Source organism: Nonomuraea sp. NPDC005983, from assembly GCF_040614375.1.
In the GTDB taxonomy this organism is placed as follows: domain Bacteria; phylum Actinomycetota; class Actinomycetes; order Streptosporangiales; family Streptosporangiaceae; genus Nonomuraea.
In genome coordinates this window covers 84,122-105,822 of the sequence record NZ_JBEXUP010000011.1, presented here as the reverse complement: position 1 = coordinate 105,822, position 21,701 = coordinate 84,122, and the positions used below count along the sequence as shown (strand labels likewise).

At 70.0% G+C, this 21,701-nt stretch carries 23 protein-coding genes; 6 read left to right on the top strand and 17 right to left on the bottom strand.

Annotated elements, in window-relative coordinates; all coding sequences use genetic code 11:
• The 5 genes from ABZ297_RS08405 to infC all read right to left on the bottom strand — a co-directional run.
• Positions 1-355: PAS domain-containing protein (locus ABZ297_RS08405; RefSeq protein WP_355341414.1), on the bottom strand; the 355-nt coding region annotated here is incomplete at its 3' end.
• Positions 356-405: 50 nt separating this feature from the next.
• On the bottom strand, positions 406-1,209 hold the full coding sequence (locus ABZ297_RS08400) for an RNA methyltransferase (protein WP_355341411.1): 804 nt from the start codon (positions 1,207-1,209) through the stop codon (positions 406-408).
• Positions 1,210-1,273: 64 nt separating this feature from the next.
• The gene (gene rplT / locus ABZ297_RS08395; RefSeq protein ID WP_350811365.1) at positions 1,274-1,657 is read right to left on the bottom strand and encodes a 50S ribosomal protein L20; all 384 of its coding nucleotides are present in this window, start codon (positions 1,655-1,657) and stop codon (positions 1,274-1,276) included.
• A gap of 24 nt (positions 1,658-1,681) precedes the next feature.
• Positions 1,682-1,876 carry a 50S ribosomal protein L35 gene (rpmI, locus tag ABZ297_RS08390; RefSeq protein ID WP_350811364.1) on the bottom strand — a complete coding sequence of 65 codons (195 nt, stop codon included), beginning with the start codon at positions 1,874-1,876 and terminating at the stop codon, positions 1,682-1,684.
• Between the two features lie 124 nt (positions 1,877-2,000).
• A complete protein-coding gene (infC, locus tag ABZ297_RS08385) occupies positions 2,001-2,669 on the bottom strand; it encodes a translation initiation factor IF-3 (RefSeq protein WP_350811363.1) in 669 nt (222 codons plus the stop codon).
• Between the two features lie 270 nt (positions 2,670-2,939).
• On the opposite strand from infC, the gene ABZ297_RS08380 reads away from it, so the two are divergent.
• Together ABZ297_RS08380 and ABZ297_RS08375 are read left to right on the top strand one after the other, a co-directional pair.
• A complete protein-coding gene (locus tag ABZ297_RS08380; RefSeq protein WP_350811362.1) occupies positions 2,940-3,197 on the top strand; it encodes a type II toxin-antitoxin system Phd/YefM family antitoxin in 258 nt (85 codons plus the stop codon).
• Positions 3,194-3,610, top strand: coding sequence for a type II toxin-antitoxin system VapC family toxin (locus ABZ297_RS08375; RefSeq protein ID WP_355341406.1), 417 nt, complete (start codon positions 3,194-3,196; stop codon positions 3,608-3,610). Before ABZ297_RS08380 ends, ABZ297_RS08375 begins: the two co-directional genes overlap by 4 nt.
• Here ABZ297_RS08375 and ABZ297_RS08370 read toward each other — a convergent pair.
• The 9 genes from ABZ297_RS08370 to ABZ297_RS08330 all read right to left on the bottom strand — a co-directional run bounded on the left by ABZ297_RS08370 (position 3,585) and on the right by ABZ297_RS08330 (position 13,347).
• On the bottom strand, positions 3,585-4,439 hold the full coding sequence (locus tag ABZ297_RS08370; RefSeq protein WP_355341403.1) for a shikimate dehydrogenase: 855 nt from the start codon (positions 4,437-4,439) through the stop codon (positions 3,585-3,587). The two genes, ABZ297_RS08375 and ABZ297_RS08370, sit on opposite strands and share 26 nt — an antisense overlap.
• A gap of 321 nt (positions 4,440-4,760) precedes the next feature.
• Positions 4,761-5,915 (bottom strand): endolytic transglycosylase MltG, encoded by a 1,155-nt coding sequence (mltG, locus tag ABZ297_RS08365; protein ID WP_355341400.1) that lies wholly within the window; start codon positions 5,913-5,915, stop codon positions 4,761-4,763.
• A gap of 223 nt (positions 5,916-6,138) precedes the next feature.
• Positions 6,139-7,566 (bottom strand): endolytic transglycosylase MltG, encoded by a 1,428-nt coding sequence (mltG, locus tag ABZ297_RS08360; protein WP_355341397.1) that lies wholly within the window; start codon positions 7,564-7,566, stop codon positions 6,139-6,141.
• On the bottom strand, positions 7,563-8,045 hold the full coding sequence (ruvX, locus tag ABZ297_RS08355; RefSeq protein WP_355341394.1) for a Holliday junction resolvase RuvX: 483 nt from the start codon (positions 8,043-8,045) through the stop codon (positions 7,563-7,565). The genes mltG (ABZ297_RS08360) and ruvX overlap by 4 nt, the downstream gene beginning before the upstream one ends.
• Position 8,046: 1 nt before the next feature.
• Positions 8,047-10,719, bottom strand: a complete 2,673-nt coding sequence (alaS, locus tag ABZ297_RS08350; RefSeq protein WP_355341391.1) for an alanine--tRNA ligase — start codon at positions 10,717-10,719, stop codon at positions 8,047-8,049.
• A gap of 20 nt (positions 10,720-10,739) precedes the next feature.
• Positions 10,740-10,970 carry a hypothetical protein gene (locus ABZ297_RS08345; protein ID WP_355341388.1) on the bottom strand — a complete coding sequence of 77 codons (231 nt, stop codon included), beginning with the start codon at positions 10,968-10,970 and terminating at the stop codon, positions 10,740-10,742.
• Positions 10,967-11,341 (bottom strand): DUF948 domain-containing protein, encoded by a 375-nt coding sequence (locus ABZ297_RS08340; RefSeq protein ID WP_355341385.1) that lies wholly within the window; start codon positions 11,339-11,341, stop codon positions 10,967-10,969. The genes ABZ297_RS08345 and ABZ297_RS08340 overlap by 4 nt, the downstream gene beginning before the upstream one ends.
• A 212-nt stretch (positions 11,342-11,553) precedes the next feature.
• The gene (locus ABZ297_RS08335) at positions 11,554-12,855 is read right to left on the bottom strand and encodes a replication-associated recombination protein A (RefSeq protein ID WP_355341382.1); all 1,302 of its coding nucleotides are present in this window, start codon (positions 12,853-12,855) and stop codon (positions 11,554-11,556) included.
• Positions 12,856-12,864: 9 nt separating this feature from the next.
• Entirely contained in the window at positions 12,865-13,347 is a 483-nt protein-coding gene (locus ABZ297_RS08330; protein WP_355341379.1) for a hypothetical protein, read from the bottom strand.
• A 171-nt stretch (positions 13,348-13,518) separates the two neighbouring features.
• Between ABZ297_RS08330 and ABZ297_RS08325 the strand changes: the two genes are divergently transcribed.
• Complete coding sequence (locus ABZ297_RS08325; protein ID WP_355341377.1) at positions 13,519-14,406, top strand: peptidylprolyl isomerase; 888 nt, start codon at positions 13,519-13,521, stop codon at positions 14,404-14,406.
• Positions 14,407-14,458: 52 nt separating this feature from the next.
• Here the strand turns inward: ABZ297_RS08325 and aspS are convergent, their stop codons facing one another.
• The 3 genes from aspS to ABZ297_RS08310 are packed head-to-tail and all read right to left on the bottom strand — an operon-like array spanning position 14,459 to position 18,131.
• Positions 14,459-16,195, bottom strand: a complete 1,737-nt coding sequence (gene aspS, locus ABZ297_RS08320; RefSeq protein WP_355341374.1) for an aspartate--tRNA ligase — start codon at positions 16,193-16,195, stop codon at positions 14,459-14,461.
• Positions 16,192-17,451, bottom strand: a complete 1,260-nt coding sequence (gene hisS / locus ABZ297_RS08315; RefSeq protein WP_355341371.1) for a histidine--tRNA ligase — start codon at positions 17,449-17,451, stop codon at positions 16,192-16,194. Before hisS ends, aspS begins: the two co-directional genes overlap by 4 nt.
• Positions 17,451-18,131, bottom strand: coding sequence for an MBL fold metallo-hydrolase (locus ABZ297_RS08310; protein WP_355341368.1), 681 nt, complete (start codon positions 18,129-18,131; stop codon positions 17,451-17,453). Before ABZ297_RS08310 ends, hisS begins: the two co-directional genes overlap by 1 nt.
• A 138-nt stretch (positions 18,132-18,269) precedes the next feature.
• Here ABZ297_RS08310 and ABZ297_RS08305 point away from each other — a divergent pair, with 138 nt between their 5' ends.
• From ABZ297_RS08305 to ABZ297_RS08295, 3 genes are all read left to right on the top strand, one after another.
• A complete protein-coding gene (locus tag ABZ297_RS08305) occupies positions 18,270-19,148 on the top strand; it encodes a peptidylprolyl isomerase (protein WP_355341365.1) in 879 nt (292 codons plus the stop codon).
• A 62-nt stretch (positions 19,149-19,210) separates the two neighbouring features.
• Positions 19,211-20,440, top strand: coding sequence for a DUF349 domain-containing protein (locus ABZ297_RS08300; RefSeq protein WP_355341362.1), 1,230 nt, complete (start codon positions 19,211-19,213; stop codon positions 20,438-20,440).
• Between the two features lie 151 nt (positions 20,441-20,591).
• Positions 20,592-21,698, top strand: coding sequence for a cupin domain-containing protein (locus tag ABZ297_RS08295; protein ID WP_355341359.1), 1,107 nt, complete (start codon positions 20,592-20,594; stop codon positions 21,696-21,698).
• Positions 21,699-21,701: the final 3 nt, after the last annotated feature.

The following is a 21,701-nucleotide window of genomic DNA, read 5'->3' as shown; positions in this document are numbered from 1 at the left end:
GCTCGACCTCGCCGCAGCGCTGGGGCTCGCGCACCAGCCGCGCGGCCACATAGAGCTCCTGCCCGCCCGGCAGGTGCAGCGGGCGTTCCGGCACCCGGCTGCGGGTGCGCAGGCCGCCCTCGGGGTCGAGGGCCTTCCACCACTCGCGGCCGTCGTGGTCGCGGAACGGGAACACCTCGTTCATGTCACGGCCGATGGCGCGCTCCTCGGCGACGCCGGTGAGCCGGGCCGCCGCCCGGTTGACGGCGAGGACGCGGCCGAACCTGTCGGTCACGATCAGGCCGTCAGGGAGATCGTCGATGGCTATGGTGCACGCGGAGGCCGCAACCCGACCGTCGGTTTCTGCGCCGTGCACGACCCCGCCTCCTCCGCCTACATCGCCGACAATAGCGGGTTTCCCGCCGCCTAGGGGACTCGCTGCGCCCTTGCGGAGGAGTAAAGGCACACCGCTGCGGCGGTCGCGAGGTTGAGGCTCTCCGCCTGTCCGTAGATGGGCACGCGGACCACGTCGTCGGCCAGAGCGAGCACGTCGTCAGGCAGGCCCCACGCCTCGTTGCCGAAGATCCACGCGGTCGGCCCCGACAGGTCCACGTCATCGAGCGTGTGCTTGCCCGCGCCATCGGCCGCCAGCACCCGCAGCCCTCGTTCGCGCAGCTCCTGGACGGCCCGCGCCACCGGGCTGCCGATGACCACCGGCAGGTGGAACAGGCTGCCCGCGCTGGCCCGTACGCACTTGCCGTTGTAGGGGTCGACGGAGGCGTCGGTGAAGACCACGGAGTCGGCGCCCGCCGCGTCGGCGGCCCGCATCACGGTTCCGGCGTTGCCGGGGTCGCGGACGTGCGCGAGCACCGCGACCAGGCGCGGCGTCCCGGACAGGGCCTGGTCGAGCGGGACGTGCACGAACCGGCAGATAGCCAGCAGCCCCTGCGGGGTGACGGTCTGCGACAGCTCCGCCATGACCTCGCCACTGGCCCGGTGCACGGGGACGCCCTTGAGCGTGGCCTCGGTGATCAGCTCGGGGTGGCGCAGTTCGGCCTCGGCGGTGCTGAACAGCTCGAGCGTCACGCCGTCGAGCTTGAGCGCCTCGCGGACGGCCTGCGGCCCCTCGGCGAGGAACTTGCGGTCCTGCTCCCTGAAGGCGCGCTTGGTCAGTCTGCGTGCGGCCTTGACCCGCGGCGACTTCACGTTGGTCAGCTCGGATCCGGCCATGCCACTCCCCCTGCGTTCACAGCAAAAGGGCCCACCACCGGGTGGGCCCCTTGATCAAAGCGCCTCAGCTCGCGGCCGGCGCGTTCACGTTCGCCGGCAGGGCCTTCTTGGCGGCCTCGACGAGCGTGGCGAAGGTCTTGCTGTCGTTCACCGCCATGTCGGCGAGGATCTTGCGGTCGACCTCGATGTTGGCCAGCCGCAGACCCTGGATCAGGCGGTTGTAGGTCATGCCGTTCTGGCGGGCGGCGGCGTTGATCCGCTGAATCCAGAGACGACGGAAAGCGCCCTTGCGGTCCTTACGGTCGCGATAGGCGTACGTCATCGAGTGGAGCATCTGCTCCTTGGCCTTGCGGTACAGCCGAGACCGCTGGCCACGGTAACCCGCCGCCCGCTCGAGGACGACCTTGCGCTTCTTCTTGGCGTTGAGCGCCCGCTTCACGCGTGCCATGTTTCTTCTCCCCGGGGGTTCGCGCTACTTGGCGAGCAGCTTCTTGATCTTCTTGGTGTCGGCGTCGGAAAGGACGACCTCGTTCTTGAGACGGCGCGTCAGCGTGGACGACTTCCACTCGTTGTAGTGCGCGCGGTTCGCACGGCGACGCTTGATCTTGCCGGATCCGGTGACCCGGAACCGCTTCTTCGCACCGCTGTGCGTCTTCATCTTCGGCATCTCGCCGTCTCTCCTCAATCTGTCCGTGCCGGTGGCCGGGCCGGTGCAGGCCGACCCGGTCGCGGCGTCTTCGTCGGCCGGTGGCTGTTCAGGGTGCTGTTGTAAGGCTAACCCCAACCGCAGGTCACGCTTCCTGTACGGAAGGCTCCTCGCTGCCACGCTGCGCCTTGGCGGCGGCCTTTTCGGCCTTGGCCTCAGCCTTCTTCTTGTGCGGACCGATCACCATGATCATGTTACGGCCGTCCTGCTTCGGCTGGGACTCGACGAAGCCGAGTTCCTGGACGTCCTCCGCGAGCCGCTGCAGAAGCCGGAAACCCAGTTCCGGACGGGACTGCTCGCGACCACGGAACATGATCGTGACTTTGACCTTGTCTCCCGCCTTGAGGAACCGCACCACGTGACCCTTCTTGGTCTCGTAGTCGTGCGGGTCGATCTTCGGCCGGAGCTTGATCTCCTTGATGATCGTGTGCGCCTGATTCTTGCGCGCCTCGCGCGCCTTCATCGCGGACTCGTACTTGAACTTGCCGTAGTCCATGAGCTTGCACACGGGCGGTCGAGCCGTGGCCGCGACCTCGACGAGGTCGAGGTCGGCCTCCTGGGCGAGTTTCAGGGCATCGTGAATCGAGACGATGCCCACCTGCTCGCCGTTCGGGCCCACGAGGCGAACCTCGGGAACTCGGATACGCTCGTTGATGCGGGGCTCAGTGCTGATGGGGCCTCCTAGGTTTGCGATCCCTACGTGCTCGTCGTGCCGGGAGCTCCGCGAAACGCGAAAGCCCCGCACGTCGCGCATGCGGGGCCACTGAGCTCTTCGGCGTTGTGGCCGTAAGCTCCCCGGAACAGTCCGGTGTGATCCTGTACCCGGCCACCTCTCGGCGACTCAGGTGGGAGGACAGACCTCCGCTTGCGCGTCCGGCAAGGCATACCGGACCGATCAGAGAGCTACGTTACCACAACCACGCCACCTCACCGAAATCATCCCTCCCGGCAGACCCGCTTCCGGTAATCTTTTGGAAGGGGGAATCTAGACAGACTAGACAGACTCGGGCGAAGGGCGGTTCATATGGCCGTATGGCAGCTTCAAGAGGCCAAGCAGCGCTTCAGCGAGGTGGTGCGCCGGGCCCACGACGAGGGCCCGCAGATCGTCACCCGTCACGGAGAGGACGTGGCGGTGGTTCTCGACATGGCCGAGTACCGGCATCTCAAGGGCGAGGAGCCCGACTTCAAGGAGTTCCTCCTCTCCGGCCCGGACCTGAGCGAACTCGACCTCACCCGCAGCAAGGACCTTCCGCGCGAAGTCGACCTCGGGGACATCTGGTGAGCTACGTTCTCGACACCAACGTCGTCTCGGAGATGACCAAACGCACCAGGAACGCCCACGTGCAGGCCTGGTTGGACACCATCCACGGCCCCGCGCTGTACCTGAGCGTCATGGTGTTCGGCGAGGTCCGTAAGGGCGTCGAGTTGCTGCGCCGACGCGATCCGGCCCAGGCCGACGCCTACGAGGCGTGGCTCGACCGGCTCCAGCGGGAGTTCAGGACGCGGATCATGCCCGTCACCGCCGACGTTGCCGAGGAGTGGGGCCGGATGAACGCCCGGCGGACGGTGCCGGTCGTCGACGGCCTCATCGCCGCCACCGCCCGCACACACGGCTGGATTCTCGTAACGCGCAACGTGAAGGACTTCGACGGGCTCGACGTGAAAATGATCAACCCGTTCGAGTGGCCCGTCTGAGGAGCTCGGCTTCGCCGGCCGCGCGCATGGCCGCCACGGGGACGTCCGCGCGGCCGGTCATCAGCTCCACCTGCCGCACCGCCTGGTGCAGCAGCATCGCGAACCCGCCCACCACGGTGCCGCCCGCCGCCTCCACCGCCGCGGCGGCCCTGGTGGGCCACGGCGAGTAGACCACGTCGAAGAGCGCGGGCACCCGTGCCAGCCGGTGGGCGAACGCGTCGGCCGCGCCGGCGGGCAGCGTGGAGACCACCAGGTCCACCTCCACCAGAGCGTCGAGCTTGTCGAACGTGCGCACGCTGAGCGCCACACCCAGCCGCTCGGCCACCTCGGCGGTCTCCCCCGCCCTGGCCGGATCGCGGACGAGCAGGGTGGCCGAGAACAGCCCGAGGTTGCGCAGCGCCGCCAGCGCCGAGGCGGCCGTGGCTCCGCCGCCCAGCACGGTGGCCGACGCCGGCACCGGGACCCCGGCCTCGGCGAGCGCCCACTCGATGCCGTAGACGTCGGTGTTGTCGCCGTGGGCCGCGCCCTCAAGGAACACGACGGTGTTCGCGCCCCCGACCTCGACGGCCGGCTCCGACACGGTGTCGAGCAGCGGCAGCACGGCCCGCTTGAGCGGCATGGTCAGCGACAGGCCCGCCCAGGCGTCCTCGTTCGCGCCCGCTTCGCCGCGCACGGGCCGGAGCCCGCCGAGCATCTCCGGCAGTCGCGCCTCATCGCACTCGAACGCCTCGTAGCTCCACCCGTCGAGGCCCATCGCCTGGTAGGCCGCACGGTGCAGAAAAGGCGAAAGCGAGTGCCCGATAGGCGATCCCATCACCGCGGCCCGCATCGCTCTCCTTCCGACGGGGCAACCCTACCGCCCACCGCGCCGGAGACGGTCCCGCTGCGCGACGGCTGCGAGGACGCTCGATCGCGTCACCAGGGAGGCGTGCGGGGCGGGATACACCGCGAGCGCGCCCGCGACACCTCAAGCAGCCCGGCACGAGCACGACCAGCCGGAAGCGGAACCCCTCAGGCAGCCCTCCCCCAGCAGGCCCGCACGGAGCCCCTACGTGGGGCGGCTCGCATCGCGTCCAGGCCCTGCCTGTCACCGGACGCGCCGCGGGCCGGGCATGCCGTCGGATACCTGGCCTCGCGACGGGTTCGGCGGTCAGCCGCCGTTCTTGCGGAGTTCGTTCAGCAGGACCTGGAACTCGGCCTCCGTGGTGGCGAACTTGGTGACGTTGCTCTTCGGGTCGGTGGCGACGAAGAAGAGCCAGTCGCCCTTTTCGGGGTTCAGCGCCGCCTCGATCGCGTGGTCGCCGGGGTTGGAGATCGGGCCGGGCGGCAGGCCGAAGTACTTGTAGGAGTTGTACTTCGTGTTGCTCAGCAGCTGGGCGTTCGTCGCCGACGTGCGGTAGTCGTTCAGCCCGTACATGAGGGTGCTGTCCATCTTCAACTTCATCGGCGGCTTGTGCTCCAGCCGGTTGTAGATGACGCGAGCGATCTTGGGCATGTCCTCGTACCGGCCGGCCTCCGCCTGGACGATGCTGGCGATCGTCACGAGCTCCTGCGGGCTGCGCCCGAGGCTCTTGGCGCCGTCCTCGAGACCGACCTTCTCGGCCGTCTCGTTGAACCGCTCGACCATCGCCGTCAGCATCTCGGTCGCGGTCATCTTCGGCTGGAAGTCGTAGGTGGCGGGGAAGGCGTACCCCTCCAGCTTGCCCTTGGCGTACGACGGCAGGCCGAGCTCGCCGATGTCCTTGCTGGCGGCGATGAAGTCCTTCTCCGGCTTGCCGGTCTTCTTGGCGAGCAGGGTGAGGGTGTCGGAGAGCCGCCGGCCCTCCTCGATCGTCGCCTTGACGATCATCCGGTTGCCGGAGTCGAGCAGGGCCACCGCGAAGGCCGCCGACATGCCCTTGCGCAGCTTGTACTGGCCCGGGTGGAGCGAGGCGCTCTTTCCGGCGTTGCCGATCGCGTTGGTGAAGGCCCTGGCGCTGGCTACGACCCCCTGCCGCTCCAGCTCCACGGCCACGTCCGAGGCGGTCTGGCCGTCCTTGATCTCGACGAGCACCTCGCCGCTGCCCTGACCGGCGTAGTCGTCGGGGACGAGCGCGTCGCTCAGCCACAGGTAGCCGTAGTAGCCGCCGCCGCCGATGATGCCCGCCAGGACGATGAAGGCGAGCAGCGGGGCGAGGAAGCCGCCCCGGTTGCGGCGTCGGCGTCGGCGGCGTCCGCCGCGTTTCGATGAACCGCGGGACCGGCCCCGAGTCCGACCTTCGTCGTCCTCGGCGCCGAGCAGGAAGTCCATGTCGAGATCGCTCATAGCTGCGCTGGCCAATCTCCCGGCACAACCGGACCGGCGTCAAGTAGGAGTGCCGAACCGTTCGTGGTCACCGGGTGGAACTGGGGGACCCGCCGGCCACGCGGTGACCGGTGGAGCTCACTGTGGGTAGCCAAGCTCGGAGACAGGGAGAGCGCCCCGGCTCGGGGGCGCCGCATGAGGAGCCTCGTGCTCCCCTGCGGGACGGGGGGTGTCCCGGCGGGCATTACTTCGGCCCGAGGTTTCGGTTCAACTCTTCCCGGTATCTCACGAACTCGCTCTCTTTGTTAGTGAATTTGGTGATTCTATGCGCCGGATCCGTCGTGACAAACCAGCGCCAATCACCCTCTGCTGGATGCAGGGCCGCCGTCAGCGCCTTCTCTCCAGGGTTGGAGATCGGTCCCGGAGGCAGCCCCTTGCGAGTGTAGGTGTTGTACGGCGAAGCGACCCGGGTGTCACGCTCCGAAACCTTCAGGTGCCGCTTGCCCTGGGCGTACAGGACGGTGCTGTCGATCTGGAGCGGCATGTCGTGCTGGAGCCTGTTGTAGATCACTCTAGCGATCTTGGGATAGTCGTCGTCCCGACCGGCCTCCGCCTGCACCATGCTGGCCACGGTGACGACCTCAAGCGGCGTCAGGTGGAGCTCTTTGGAACGTTCCTCCAGGTGCAGCTTCCGCGCCGCCGCGCCGAACCGCTCCACCATGGACGCGAGCAGGTCCACGGCCTTGCCATCCGGCTCCATCTCATACGTCGCCGGGTAGAGGAAGCCCTCCAGGCCATGGGCGTACCGGGGCAGCCCGACGAGGGCGGGATCGACCGCCTGCAGCGTCTCCAGCGGCAATCCCGACTGCTTGGAGATGCGCGCGAGCGCCTCGCTGAGCCACATCCCGTCGGGCAGCGTCACCCGCTTCACCAGCCGGGAGCTGGGAGCGAGCAGCAGGTCGAGCGCGGCGCCCGCGGCCATGCCCTTGCGCAGCCGGTAGTGCCCAGGACGGAGCTTGTTGGCCACGGCCCGCTCTTCGGTGGCGTGCACGAACGACCGCGCACTGGCCACCACCCCGGCGTTGGCCAGCGTCGACCCGACGTCACCTGCGTTGGAGCCGGGCGCGATCCGGACGATGACCGTGCCGCTGCCGCTTCCCTCGAAGTCGTCGGGGCTCAGGAGGGGCTTGAGCACGGCGTATCCTCCGGCGCCGAGCACGACGACGACGGCGGTCATCCCCGCCACGAACAGGCCGGCCCTCCGGACCGGCCCTGCGCGCCCTTCCCCGTCCTCGGAGCTCTCCTGCCGATCCTGGTGAGGCTCGGACGCGGCGGCGTCGCCCGCCTCGGGTGCGCTGTCAGGCGTCGGCGAGCCGCCGGTGGCCTCGGAATCGGAGCCCGGCTGCGCCGTCGCGCGAGAGCCGCTCTCGACGGAGCGGCCCGGCTCGGAGTCGGAGCCGGGCTCCGACGTCGCGGGCGGGCCGTCCGGGCCGGAACGGCCCGGCTCGGAGCCGGAGCCCGGCTCGGCGGTCGCGGGCGGGCCGCCCGCGCCGGAACTGCCCTCCTGGACGGAGGCGGACTCGCCGCCGTCCGCGACGCGATCGCTCTGCTCGGCGGGCTGCTGCGGGTCCGGAGCGAACGGGATCAGGTCGTCGTCGGGAGTGCCGCTCATGACGCAGGCCCGCCGGCCGCCGGTGAGGGCGGATCGACGGGCCTGCCTGGTGGTCTGTCGGTGGCTCTTTCCGAGTCGAGGGCGTCCTGCAGGAGGACGACCGCCGCGGCCTGGTCGACGACGTTGCGCTGCTTCTTGGCCTTGACGCCGCTGGCCCGCAGGCCCTGCTGCGCCGCGACCGTGGTCAGCCGCTCGTCGAACAGGCGGACCGGCGTCGGCGCGAGCCGAGCCGCCAGATCCGTGGCGAAGGCGCGTGCCAGCGCGGCCGCCTGGCCCTCGCGCCCTGACAGTGAGGTGGGCAGGCCGACCACGACCTCGATCGCCTCGTGCTCCGCGACGATCGCGGCGATGCGGTCGAGGTCGCCCCGGCCTCGCCGGACCGTCTCGACCGGCGTGGCCAGCAGCCCCGATGGGTCGCTGCGGGCCACGCCGACGCGTACGGAGCCGACGTCCACGCCGATCCGTGAACCGAACCGCATGTCAGCCGAGCTGCCCCGCGATGGTCTCCTGGACCAACTGGAGCGCGTCGTCGATCGACTCCGGCCGTGTGCCGCCACCCTGCGCGACGTCGTCCTTGCCGCCACCGCCACCCCCAAGTGCCTTGGCGGCCACACCGACCAGTCGCCCGGCCTTGAGCCCCCGGTCGCGCCCCGCCTCGTTCACCGCGGCTACGACCACGGGCCGGTCGGAGGGGACACCGGCGATCACGATCATCGCCGGCCGGTCGGCTGGGAACCTGCCACGCACGTCAAGCGCGAGCTTACGCAGGTCATCGGCGCCGGTGCCATCAGGCGCGCGGTGCGCCACCACGGAGACTCCGTGCACGTCACGGGCCTTGGCGGCCAGATCGCCCGCCACCTGGAGCACCTGCGCGGAGCGGAGCTTCTCCAGGTCCTTCTCGGCGGCGCGCAGGCGGGTGACGATGCCCTCGACACGCTCAGGCAGCTCCTCGCGACGCGCCTTGAGCTGCTCGGTGAGCTGCGCCACCAGCAGGCTCTCGCGGGCCAGGAAGCGGAACGCGTCGATGCCGACGAGCGCCTCGACCCGGCGCACACCCGCGCCGACCGACTGCTCGCCGAGCACCTTGACCAGGCCGAGCTGGCCCGAGCTGTGGACGTGGGTGCCGCCGCACAGCTCGCGGGAGTACTCGCCGATCTCGACGACGCGGACCTCGTCGCCGTACTTCTCGCCGAACATGGCCAGCGCACCCATCGCCCTGGCCTCGGCCTGGGAGGTGTAGAAGGCGTTGACCTTGAGGTCGTTGATCAGCACGGCGTTGACTTCGTCCTCGACCTCGCGCAGCACGCTCGCCGGGACCGCGCCCGACGCCGTGAAGTCGAAGCGGAAGCGGCCGGGCGAGTTCTCCGAGCCCGCCTGCGCCGCCGTCTCGCCCAGCGCGTTCTTGAAGCCGCGGTGCACGAGGTGGGTGGCGCTGTGGCTGCGCGAGATCGCGCGGCGGCGCTCCACGTCGATCTCCGCGTGCGCCTCTTCGCCGAGCTTGACCTCGCCGGTGCGGACCTTCCCGCGGTGCACGAAGAGCCCGGCGAGCGGCTGCTGCACGTCGAGGATCTCGACCTCGCCGCCGCCGGTGCGGATGACGCCCTGGTCGGCGAGCTGGCCGCCGCCCTCGGCGTAGAACGGGGTGCGGCCGAGCACGATCTCGACCGTGGTGCCCGCGCCGGCGGCGGGCACCGAGACGCCGTCGACCAGGATGCCGGCGATGGCGGTGTCGGCCTCGGTCAGGTCGTAGCCGAGGAACTCGACCTTGCCCGCCTTCTCCAGCAGCTGCCCGAAGACGGAGATGTCGGCGTTGCCGGTCTTCTTGGCCGCGGCGTCGGCCTTGGCCCGCTCCCGCTGCTCCTTCATCAGGCGGCGGAAGCCCTCCTCGTCGACCTTGAGCCCCTGCTCGGCCGCCATCTCGAGGGTGAGGTCGATCGGGAAGCCGTAGGTGTCGTGGAGCTGGAACGCCTGGTCGCCGGAGAGCGTGCCGCCCGCCTTGCGCTTGGTCTCTTCCACGGCGACGTCGAAGATGGCGGTGCCGGTGCGCAGCGTACCGAGGAAGGACGCCTCCTCGGCGTCGATGACCGCGTGGATCTGCGGGGCGTCGGCCCTCAACTCGGGGTACTGCGCGCCCATCACCTCGATGGCGACGTCGGTCAGGTCGTGCATGTAACGGTCGTCGCCGGAGCCGAGCAGGCGCAGGTTGCGCACCGAGCGGCGCAGGATGCGGCGCAGCACGTAGCCGCGGCCCTCGTTGCTGGGCAGGACGCCGTCGGCGACGAGCATGGTGCCGGTGCGGACGTGGTCGGCGATGACCCGCAGGCTGACGTCGGCGCGCGGGTCGCGGCCGTAGCGGGTCTTGGTGAGCTCGGCCGCCTTGTCGAGGATCTTGTAGGTGGTGTCGATCTCGTAGATGTTGTCGACGCCCTGCAGGATCGCCGCCATGCGCTCCAGGCCCATGCCGGTGTCGATGTTCTTGCTGGGCAGCTCGCCGACGATGTCGAAGTCGACCTTGTTGCGGACCTCGCCCAGCTGGTCCTGCATGAAGACGAGGTTCCAGACCTCCAGGTAGCGGTTCTCGTCGGCGATGGGGCCGCCGTCGCGCCCGTACTCGGGGCCGCGGTCGTAGTAGATCTCCGAGCAGGGGCCGCCGGGGCCCGGCACGCCCATGTGCCAGTAGTTGTCGGCCAGGTCGCGGCGCTGGATGCGATCGAGCGGCAAGCCGATCTTGTTGTGCCAGATGTCGAGCGCCTCGTCGTCGTCGAGGTAGACGGTCGCCCAGAGGCGCTCGGGCGGGAAGCCGAAGCCGCCCTCGGATTCGGACCTGGTCAGCAGCTCCCAGGCGAAGGGGATCACTTCGGACTTGAAGTAGTCGCCGATGGAGAAGTTGCCCAGCATCTGGAAGAAGGTCGCGTGCCGGGTGGTCTTGCCGACCTCGTCGATGTCGGGGGTGCGTACGCACTTCTGGGCGGTGGTCAGCCGGTTCGCCGGAGGCTTGCGCTGCCCCAGGAAGTACGGCTTGAACGGCACCATACCCGCGTTGACCAGGAGAAGCGTTGGGTCCTCGGCGATCAGGCTGGCCGAGGGCACGACCTTGTGCCCACGCTCCTCGAAGAAGCGCAGGAAGCGGCGGGCGATCTCTGCCGACTCCATGGTGGCCATCCTTTTCGTTGCTAGTTGTTGTTGTCAGAGTTGTCGAGACCGAAGCGCGCTCGCAACTCGGTTTCGCGCTCCGCGGCCTCGCCGAGCGCGTCAGAGGTAAAGTCTCTCACTTGCGCGAGCATGCCCACGGCGCCGGCGGCTGTGCGGCGGGCGACGTGGTTGGGGTGCAGGGCCTGCAGCCTGCGCATCACCCACAGCGTGATGAGCGCGCCGAGCGACAGGTAGAACAGCCGTCTGATCATCGCCGTGGCCTCGCCCTGCGCGGCCTGCGCGCCTCGATGGCCCGGCGGATGCCGTAGCTCAGCGACGACACCTTGATCAGCGGCCCGGTGAAGATGGTCTCGGTCACCGCGCTCAGCTTGGCGGCGTGCCCGCTGACCTGCTTGACGTCTTTGGCGATGGCCTCGACGGCGACCAGCTGCCTGTTGGTCTCGTTGACGGTGACGCTCACGTCGTCGAGCAGCGGCGCCATGCGGTCGCTCAGGTCGGAGACCGCCTTGGTGGTCTCGGTGAGCAGCCTGGCGAGCTTGACGAGCACCATGGCGAGCACGCAGACCAGGACCACCCAGCCCGTGGCGGCGATCAGCCCGGCGACCTCTCCAGCGGTAAGCATCCGCTCATCTCCCTCGTACGCTGGGCCGGAACGGCAAGAACCCTATCGCGTCCGGGCGACAACATTGCTGAGGACGTCGTCCTTGATCAGATCACCGCTCCGGCCCTCCGGCTCCGCCCGCTCGAGGGCAGCGGCCCGCGAACGGCCCTGATCTCGGACGCGACCAGCCGCGCCGCCCGCGGGAAGGCGGGCCGGAGCGGAGCGCCCTGCGGTCAGGAGCCTCGCAGGAAGTCGCGGATCCTGGCCCAGCGGTCGGCGATGGGCGCCTCGGCGCCGTGCTTGGTGGGCTCGTAGTAGCGGCGCTCGCGCACCTGCTCGGGCGCGTAGTCCTGACGGACCAGGCCGTGGTCGAAGTCGTGCGGGTACTTGTAGCCGTCGCCGTGGCCGAGCTTGGCGGCGCCCGGGTAGTGCGCGTCGCGCAGGTGGCCGGGGACCTGGCCGATGAGGCCGCGCCTGACGTCGCCGATCGCGGCCCCGATCGCCTTGACGACGGCGTTGGACTTGGGCGCGAGGGCGCAGTGGATGACCGCGTGCGCGAGGTTGATCTGCCCTTCGGGCAGGCCGATGAGCTGGACTGCCTGGGCGGCGGCGACCGCGGTCTGCAGGCAGGTGGGGTCGGCCATGCCGACGTCTTCTGAGGCGAAGATGACGATGCGCCGGGCGATGAAGCGTGGGTCCTCGCCTGCTTCGATCATGCGGGCGAGGTAGTGGAGGGCGGCGTCGGCGTCGGAGCCGCGCATCGACTTGATGAACGCGCTGATGACGTCGTAGTGCTGGTCGCCCTGCCGGTCGTAGCGGACGGCCGCCTTGTCGACGGCCTTCTCCACCACCTCGACGGTGATGTCGTCGGCCAGTAGGGCCGCGGCTTCCAGGTAGGTCAGGGAGCGCCGGGCGTCGCCGCCGGCGAGCCGGACGAGATGGTCGAGGGCCTGGGGGGCGACCGCGGCGCGTCCGCCCAGGCCGCGCTCGTCGGCCACCGCGCGTTCCAGGACGGCGCGGACGTCGTCGTCGGTCAGCGACTCCAGCGTGAGCAGCAGCGAGCGCGACAGCAGCGGGGAGATGACGGAGAAGAACGGGTTCTCTGTGGTGGCGCCGATGAAGGTGACCCAGCGATTCTCCACGGCGGGCAGCAGCGCGTCCTGCTGGGCCTTGTTGAAGCGGTGGACCTCGTCGACGAACAGCACGGTCTGGCGGCCTGTCATGCCGAGCTCGCGCCGGGCGTTGTCGATGGCGGCCCGGACGTCCTTCACGCCGGCCGAGACGGCCGAGATCTCGACGAAGCGGCGCTTGGTGACGTTCGAGACGACGTAGGCCAGCGTGGTCTTGCCGGTGCCGGGAGGGCCCCACAGGAAGAGCGACATCGGCGCCTCGCTCTCGACGAGCCGGCGCAGCGGCGTGCCGGGGCCGAGCAGGTGACGCTGGCCGATGACCTCGTCGAGGGTGCGCGGGCGCATCCGCACCGCGAGGGGTTGCGGGGTGGCCTCCTCAGCCGCCGAATCGAACAGGCTATCCACAACGCGAGATTACACGCCCCACACAGCTCTGGCTCCCGAGTCACCGGCGCGGAAGACGTAGTAGCCGGCCGCCAGGGCGAGCAGCACCGTGACAGCCGACAGGGCCAGCGTCACCGGGCGGCCGAACCTGTCGGACCCGATGGAGTTGCGGCTCGGGCTGGTGGCGTAGACCAGCAGCAGTGCGGCGACGGCCAGGCCGAGCGTCGACAGCAGCAGCGGGTTGGCGAAGCTCTGGTGGGTGGAGATGCGCGCCCCGATGGCCGCGTCCACGGAGCCGAAACGGGTCGCCTTGAGGCTTTCGCCGCTCTCCTTGGCCGCGAAGACCGCCACGGGCGCCGCCAGGGAGAGCAGGACGACCGCCCACGCGAGGAGCTGTCGCCGGCGGGCCATCAGCGTGTAGGCCAGGGCGACGGCGACCAGCAGCGGGGTCAGCACCACGGCGAAGTGGATGATCAGCGGATGTGCCGGCAGGCCGAGGACTTCGTCGAACATGTCAGGGCTCCCTAGTTGTTCTCATTTCAACTACGAATCCCAGCACGATACGGTTCGCGCTCCGCCTGATCCCACTGAGCGGTTTTCGTCACTTACGTCCGGCACATTCAAGGGCCGGTAGCATTCGCGGAGTTGTTTGGTCATGCGTAGGCAAAGTTGGAGGACATACCGGTGAGCGGCGACGACCGCCAGAGCGACCTGGCGCGAGAGCACAAGGAGCGGCAGGCGCAGCGCGCGGCCGAGCAGGCCGCCAAGGCCAGGCGGAACACCTTCATCGGCGCGGGCGTGGCCGTAGTGGTGGTGGCGGGCGGCATCTTCGCCGTGACCACCCTGGTGAACAAGGACACCGGCAAGAAGGTGGCGGCCGAGAGCACGCCCTCGGCCAGTGCCAGCACTCCCGCCGTGCCGGCTCCGACGACCGAGGCCCCGAAGAAGAAGACGGGCCCGGTGACCTGCACGTACAAGAGGGACAATTCCGGCGTCCCGTTCAAGTACGTCGGCATGCCCGGCAAGAAGCCCAACATGAAGCTGAAGACGATGACCGTGTCCACCAACCACGGCGACATCGTCATCGACGTCGACCCGGCGGCCACCCCCTGCTCGGTCAACTCGATGGCTTTCCTGGCCAAGAAGGGCTTCTACGACAACACCAAGTGCCACCGGCTGGCGACGCCCGAGACGTCGGGCCTGTTCCTGCTGCAGTGCGGCGACCCGAAGGCCAAGGCCGACGGCAAGAACCCGACCGACGGCCAGGGCAACGCGGGCTACGTCTTCGCCGACGAGAACGTCGGCATCCCCTACAGCAAGGGCATCGTGTTCCTGACCCAGCCGGCAGAGGCGTCAGGCCAGAACAGCAGCCAGTTCGGCATCTCGTTGTCGGACGAGAACGCGCAGCTCGACCCGCAGCTCTCGGTGCTCGGCATGGTCCGCTCCGGCCTGGAGATCATCGAGAAGGTCGCCAAGGACGGCGTCATCATCAGCGACCAGGACATCACGGGCGACGGCGGCTCGACCGCTCCGAAGAACCCGATCATCATCAAGAAGGTCACGGTCAGCTAGACGCGACGAGGGGCAGGCGTCGTACGGCGCCTGCCCCTCGTCATGCCCGGTGTCAGCCCTCGTTCTTGGGCTGGGCGTCGACGCCCGCCTCCTTGCGCTGCTCCGCCGTGATGGCCGTGGGCGCGCCGGTGAGCGGGTCGAAGCCGGAGGCGGTCTTCGGGAAGGCGATCACGTCACGGATCGACTCGCCGTTGGACAGCAGCATGCAGATGCGGTCCCAGCCGTAGGCGATGCCGCCGTGCGGGGGCGGGCCGTACTTGAACGCCTCCAGCAGGAAGCCGAACTTGCTCTCGGCCTCCGGCTTGGAGATGCCGAGCACGTCGAAGACCCGCTGCTGCATCTCGGCCCGATGGATACGGATCGAGCCGCCGCCGATCTCCATGCCGTTGCAGACCATGTCGTAGGCGTAGGCGAGAGCCTCGGCCGGGTGGTCCTGGAAGGTGTCGGCCCACTCCGGCTTGGGGCCGGTGAACGGGTGGTGGACGGCGGTCCAGCCGCCCTCGCCGTCCTCCTCGAACATGGGCGCGTCGACGACCCACAGGAACGACCACAGCGACTCGTCGATGAGCCCGCAGCGGCGGCCGATCTCCAGCCGGGCCGCGCCGAGCAGGTCGCGCGAGGCGTTGCGGGCTCCGGCGGCGAAGAAGATCGCGTCGCCGGGCTTGGCCTGGACCGCGACGGCCAGGCCGTCGAGCTCCTCCTCCGACAGGTTCTTGGCGACCGGGCCGCCGAGCGTGCCGTCGTCCTGGACCAGCACGTAGGCCAGCCCCTTGGCGCCGCGCGAGCGCGCCCACTCCTGCCAGGCGTCGAGCTCCTTGCGGGTCTGCTTGGCACCCTCGGGCATGACGACCGCGCCCACGTACTCGGCCTGGAAGACGCGGAAGCTGGTGTTGGCGAAGTAGCCGGTCATGTCGACGAGCTCCTGGCCGAAGCGCAGGTCGGGCTTGTCGGAGCCGTAGCGGGCCATCGCGTCGGCGTACGTCATGCGCGGCAGCGGCATCGGGATCTCGTAGCCGAGGATCTCCTTCCACAGCCGCCCGATCAGCTTCTCGCCGACCGCGATGACGTCCTCCTGGTCGACGAAGGACATCTCGATGTCGATCTGGGTGAACTCGGGCTGCCGGTCGGCGCGGAGGTCCTCGTCGCGGTAGCACTTGGCGAGCTGGTAGTAGCGCTCCAGCCCGGCCACCTGGAGCAGCTGCTTGAACAGCTGCGGCGACTGCGGCAGCGCGTACCAGTTGCCCGGCTGGAGGCGGACCGGAACCAGGAAGTCGCGGGCGCCCTCGGGCGTGGAGCGGGTCAGCGTCGGGGTCTCGACGTAGACGAAGCCGAGCTCGTGCATCACGTCGTTGGCCAGGTAGGTGGCCTTCGAGCGGGTGCGCATCGCGGCGGCCACCTGCTGACGGCGGATGTCGAGGTAGCGGTACTTGAGCCGGGCCTCCTCGGAGACGCCGACGTTGCCCTCGATCGGGAACGGCAGCGGCGCCGACTCGCTGAGCACCTCGACCCGCTCGGCCACGACCTCGATCGCGCCTGTCGGCAGCTCGGGGTTGGCGTTGCCCTCGGGCCTGACCCTGACCTCGCCGACGATCTTGACGCAGTACTCGGCGCGCAGGTCGTGGGCGTGGTCCTCCTCGCGGAAGACCACCTGCGCCGAGCCCGAGGCGTCGCGCAGGTCGATGAAGACCACACCACCGTGATCACGGCGTCTGGCCACCCATCCTGCGAGCGTCACCTGCTGCCCGGCGTGCTCCTCACGGAGCGACCCTGCCGTATGCGTGCGGATCACTGCACTTTCCCCTTCAAGACGTCGACGACCTGGGCCAGCGGCACCTCGGTCTGCTCAGCGGTGGTCAGGTCCTTCAGCTGGACGGCCTGCGCCGCCAGGTCACGTTCGCCCAGGATCAGCGCGTACCGGGCGCCGGAGCGGTCGGCGCCCTTCATCGCGCCCTTGAGCCCCTTGCCCCCATAGGCCATGTCAGCACTGATGCCCGCCTGGCGCAGCTCGGTGATGAGCAGGAACATCCGGCGGCGGGCTTCGTCACCCAGCGGGACACCGTACACCTCGACGCGGCGCGGCGCGCTCTCGCCCAGCAGCCCCTCGGCCTCCATGGCCAGGAAGGTGCGGTCGACGCCGAGCGCCCAGCCGACGCTGGGCAGCGGCGGCCCGCCCAGCATCTCGCTCAGCCCGTCGTAGCGGCCGCCGCCGCCGACGGCCGACTGCGAGCCGAGGCCGCCGTGCACGAACTCGAACGTGGTGCGCGTGTAGTAGTCGAGCCCGCGCACCAGCCGGGGGTCGTCCTCGAAGGCGACGCCCACGGCCGTGAGCAGCGCGCGGACCTCCTCGTGGTAGGCCTTGCAGGCCGCGCAGAGGTGGTCGACGACCAGGGGCGCGCCGGTGAGCTGCGCCTGCACCTCGGGCCGCTTGTCGTCGAGCACCCGCAGCGGGTTGATCTCGATGCGGGCCCTGGTGTCGGCGTCGATGTCGAGCCCGCGCAGGAACTCCTGCAGCGCGGCCCGGTAGGCGGGACGGCAGGTACGGTCGCCGAGCGAGTTCAGCAGCAGCGTGACGTTCTTCAGCCCGAGCCCGGCGAAGCCCTCGGCGGCGAGCAGGATCAGCTCGGTGTCGAGCGCCGGATCCTCGGAGCCGAGCGCCTCGGCTCCGACCTGCCAGAAGTGGCGGTAGCGCCCCTTCTGGGCGCGCTCGTAGCGGAACTGGCTGCCCGAGTACCACAGCTTGACCGGCAGCTGGCCGTTGTGCAGGCCGTGCTGCAGGACGGCGCGCACCACCGACGCGGTTCCCTCCGGCCGCAGCGTCAGCGAGCGGCCCGCCTTGTCGGGGAAGGTGTACATCTCCTTGGAGACGATGTCGGTGGACTCGCCCACGCCCCTGGCGAACAGCTGGGTGTCCTCGAAGACGGGTGTCTCGACGTAGCCGTAACCCGCCCGCCGTACCGGGGCGACCAGAGCCTCGCGTACGGCGAGGACCTGCTCGGAGCGGGGCGGCAGCCAGTCGAAGGTGCCCTTGGGTGCTTGGAAGCTCATCAGATCCCTCGTGTGGGACCGGCGTGCGGCGCGGCCTCCTTGAGATAGGGGTTCGTGGCGCGCTCGTGGCCGATCGTGGTCTTTGGTCCGTGGCCCGGCAGGACGACCGTATCGTCAGGCAGCGGCAGGCACTTTTCGGCCAGGCTGCGCAGGATCGTCGGGTAGTCGCCGCCCGGCAGGTCGGTGCGGCCGATGGAGCCGGCGAACAGCAGGTCGCCCGAGAACATGATCTCGTCAGCGGGCAGCCGGAAGCTCACCGACCCCCTGGTATGGCCGGGCGTGTGGTCGACCACGAACCGCAGGCCCGCGAGCTCGAGCACGGCGCCGTCGGACAGTTCTCTGACGTCGTCGGGCTCGCTCAGCGTGAGGCCGCCGAACAGCTCCGCGCTGGTGGCGGACCAGCCCGCGGCCGGGTCGGTCAGCAGGTGGCGGTCGTCGGGATGGATCCAGGCCGGCACGTCACGCGCGCCGCAGACCGGGGCCACCGACCAGACGTGGTCGAGGTGGCCGTGCGTCAGCAGGACGGCGACCGGCTTCAGCCGGTGCTCGCGCAGCATCTCCTCGACACCGTCGAAAGCGTCCTGACCTGGGTCTACGATCACGCACTCCTCGCCCGACGCGGGCGCGACGGCGTAACAATTGGTCTGGAACGCCCCTGCGGGGAAGCCTGCGATGAGCATCTGCCTCAGCTGATCTCGTCAAAAAGCCAATGGGAATGTAACCGAAGGGTACCGGTGCGGGTCGCCGGGCTGCGAATCATTGCCCGTTGGCCGATACGATTCGCCCACCTCAGTTGATTGACTATGGGAGGCAAAGCGGTGGCCACGGGGAAGGACCGGCAGAAGCAGCTCGCCCGCGAGCACTACGAACGGCAGATGTCACGCCGGATCGAGCGCGAGCAGAAGACCAAGCGCACGGCGATCATCGGCTCCACCGTGGGCGTGGTGGTCGTGGTGGGCGGCATCGTGGCCGCGGTCGCGCTGCTGAACGGGGGCGACACGCCGACCGACGCGGCGGCCTCGCCGCAGCCGTCGGCCTCCACGCCCGAGTCCGCCTCGGCCACACCGGCCGCGGCGCCCAAGGGGTTCGACGCGAAGACCAGCACCTGCGACTACGCGGCCGATACGGCGGGCGGCACGATCAAGGACGTGGGCAAGCCCCCGACCAAGGTCAGCGTCAAGCCGGCCACCAAGACGCTCACGTTCGCCACGAGCCAGGGCGACATCGTGGTCGAGCTGAACAACGCCAAGGCGCCGTGCACGGTCAACTCGCTGGAGTTCCTGGCCAAGAAGAAGTACTACGACGGCAGCAAGTGCCACCGGCTGGGCAGCGACCAGTTCCCGATGCTGCAGTGCGGCGACCCGACGGCCAAGGCCGACGGCAAGAGCCAGACCGACGGCCAGGGCGGCCCCGGCTACGTGATGGCCGAGGAGAACCTCCAGGGCGCCACGTACAAGCGCGGCGTGATGGCGATGGCCAAGACCTCCGCGCCCGGCAGCACCGGAAGCCAGTTCTTCCTGGTGTACGGCGACACGGGGCTTCCCGCCCAGTACACCCCTGTCGGTACGATCACGAAGGGGCTGGACATCCTCGACAAGGTAAACAAAGCAGGCGTCATCACCCCCGGCCCGGACGGCACGGGGGCGCCGAAGGAAACCGTCGAAATCAAACACGTGACAATCTCTGGCAAGAGCTGACGTAATACAAACTAGGGACATAGGTGTCCCGAAGGGTCTGATGGAAAGTGCGGGAGGACACGGTGAGCACCGACCCGTGGGGCCGGGTAGACGACGACGGCACCGTCTACGTGACAACGGCCGAGGGAGAACGGGCCGTCGGGTCCTGGCAGGCAGGTGAACCCGAGGAAGCTCTGGCGTACTTCCATCGCAAGTACGACGAGCTGGCCGGCCAGGTGCAACTGCTGGAGCAGCGGGTCAAGGGCACCGACCTGGCACCGGCGCAGGCCGAGGCCACCATCGCCAAACTGCGCGAGGCGGTGGCCGACGCGCACGCGATCGGCGACCTGGCGGCCCTGACGACCAGGCTCGACGCCCTGTCGGAGCTGGTCGCGCACCGCCGCGAGGAGGTCAAGGCCGCCCGCGAGCACGCGCGTGTGGAGGCCAGGGCGGTCAAGGAGCGCATCGTCGGCGAGGCCGAGCGCATCGCCGACGAGACCACTCACTGGAAGTCCGGCGGCGAGCGGCTGCGCCAGCTCGTCGAGGAGTGGAAGGCGGCCGACCGCATCGACCGGGTCACCGAGGCCACGCTGTGGAAGCGGCTGTCGGCCGCCCGCACCGCCTTCGCCAAGCGCCGCAAGCAGTACTTCGCGGGCCTGGACGAGCAGCGTGAGGGCGTCCGCGCGGCCAAGGAGGCCATCGTGGCCGAGGCCGAGGCGATCGCCGACTCGACCGACTGGGGCGCGACGGCGGCCGTCTACCGCGAGCTGATGCAGCAGTGGAAGCACGCCGGCAGGGCCTCGCGCGAGGTCGAGGACGAGCTGTGGGCGCGTTTCAAGGCCGCCCAGGACCAGTTCTTCCAGGCCAGGTCCGCGGTCTTCGCCGAGCGCGACGCCTCGCTGGCGGCCAACGCGCTGGCCAAGGAGGAGCTGCTGGCCGAGGCCGAGAAGATCCTGCCGGTCACGGACGTCCGCACCGCCAGGTCCGCGCTCCGCTCCATCCTGGAGCGGTGGGAGGCCGCCGGCCCGGTGCCGCGCGAGCAGCGCGACCGTCTCGAGGGCGGGCTGCGCAAGGTCGATGAGGCCGTACGCAAGGCCGAGGACGCCGAGTGGAAGCGGTCCAACCCGGAGGCCAGGGCCCGCGCGCAGAGCACGGTCGACCAGTTGCGCACCTCGATCGAGCAGCTGGAGAAGCGGCTGGCGAAGGCTCAGGCGGCCGGCCGGGCCAAGGACGTCAAGGAGGCCGAGGAGGCCATCACGGCCCGCCGCTCCTGGCTGGAGGAGGCCGAGCGCACGCTCGCCGAGTTCAGCTGATCTCTCGTGGGTCTCCGCGGGCGAAGGGGGTCGCCTGCGGACAACCGGCAGCTCACGTCCGCGAATTTCCCCGGTTTTTGCGTCCGCTGTCCCGAATATTGACCGTCACGGACATGGCGCCATGGCCCGATCGCGCGTCTAAAGTGACGGCATGGAGCCGGTGACCGACGCGCGTGCCCTGGTCGACGAGCTGTTTCCGGACGCGTTGTACGCCTTCCTGGGCGGCAGCGCGCTGACCGATCGGCGCACCGCGACCTCCGACCTGGACGTGGTCGTCGTGCTCGACGGCCCGGTCACCTCCTACCGCGAGTCGCGGCGGTGGCGCGGCTGGCCCGTCGAGCTGTTCGTGAACAACCCGATCAGCCTGTCAGCGCGCCTGGACGCCGACTTCGCGCGGGGCCGCCCCAGCCTCCCCCGGATGTGCGCCGACGGTGTCGTGCTGGCAGACCGCACCGGCGGCACGGCCAGCACCCTCCAGGAGGCCCTGCGTGCCCGTCTGGAGGCCGGTCCGCCGCTCCCCGCCGCCGGAGACCTGGAGTGGGCCCGCTACGCCCTCACGGACCTCCTGGACGACCTGTCGGGCGCGACCGACCCCGGCGAGCAGGCGTACATCCGATGGGAACTCGTCCAGGACACCGCCAGGCTGGCGCTGACCGCCGCCGGCCACTGGCACGGCAGCGGCAAGTGGCTGCTGCGCGAGCTGCGCGCGCACGACCCCGCGCTGGCCGCCGACCTGCTCGCGGCCGCCGAGGACCCGGTGCGGCTCGCGGCGGTCTCCGTCAGCGTGCTGGACCGCGTGGGAGGCCGCCTGTGGGAGGGCTACCGCGCCGAAGGCGACCCGTTCCACCTGCGCCTCACCCACCTCACCCCGGGCGGGCTCAGCGCCGAGACGGCCCAGAGCTCGGGGATGCAGCGCCTGGCGGCTGTCAGCAGGGCCACGGCCGGTTCGAGCCGTCTGTGGATGGGCCAGACCCACGTGGCCCCGGCCACCCGCTCGGCCGACCACCACCACGGCGCGTCGGAAACGGCGATCTACGTGGTCAGCGGCACCCCGTCGTTCGTCTTCCTGGACCCTGACGACGGAGGCGAGACCCGGCTGGAGACCGCGCCGGGCGACTACGTCTACGTGCCGCCGTACGTGCCTCACCGCGAGGAGAACCCCGACCCGTCGCAGGAGGCGGTGGTGGTGATCGCCCGCAGCACCCAGGACGCGATCGTGGTCAACCTGCCGGACCTGAGGTGGCCCCACCTCGGGTGAGGG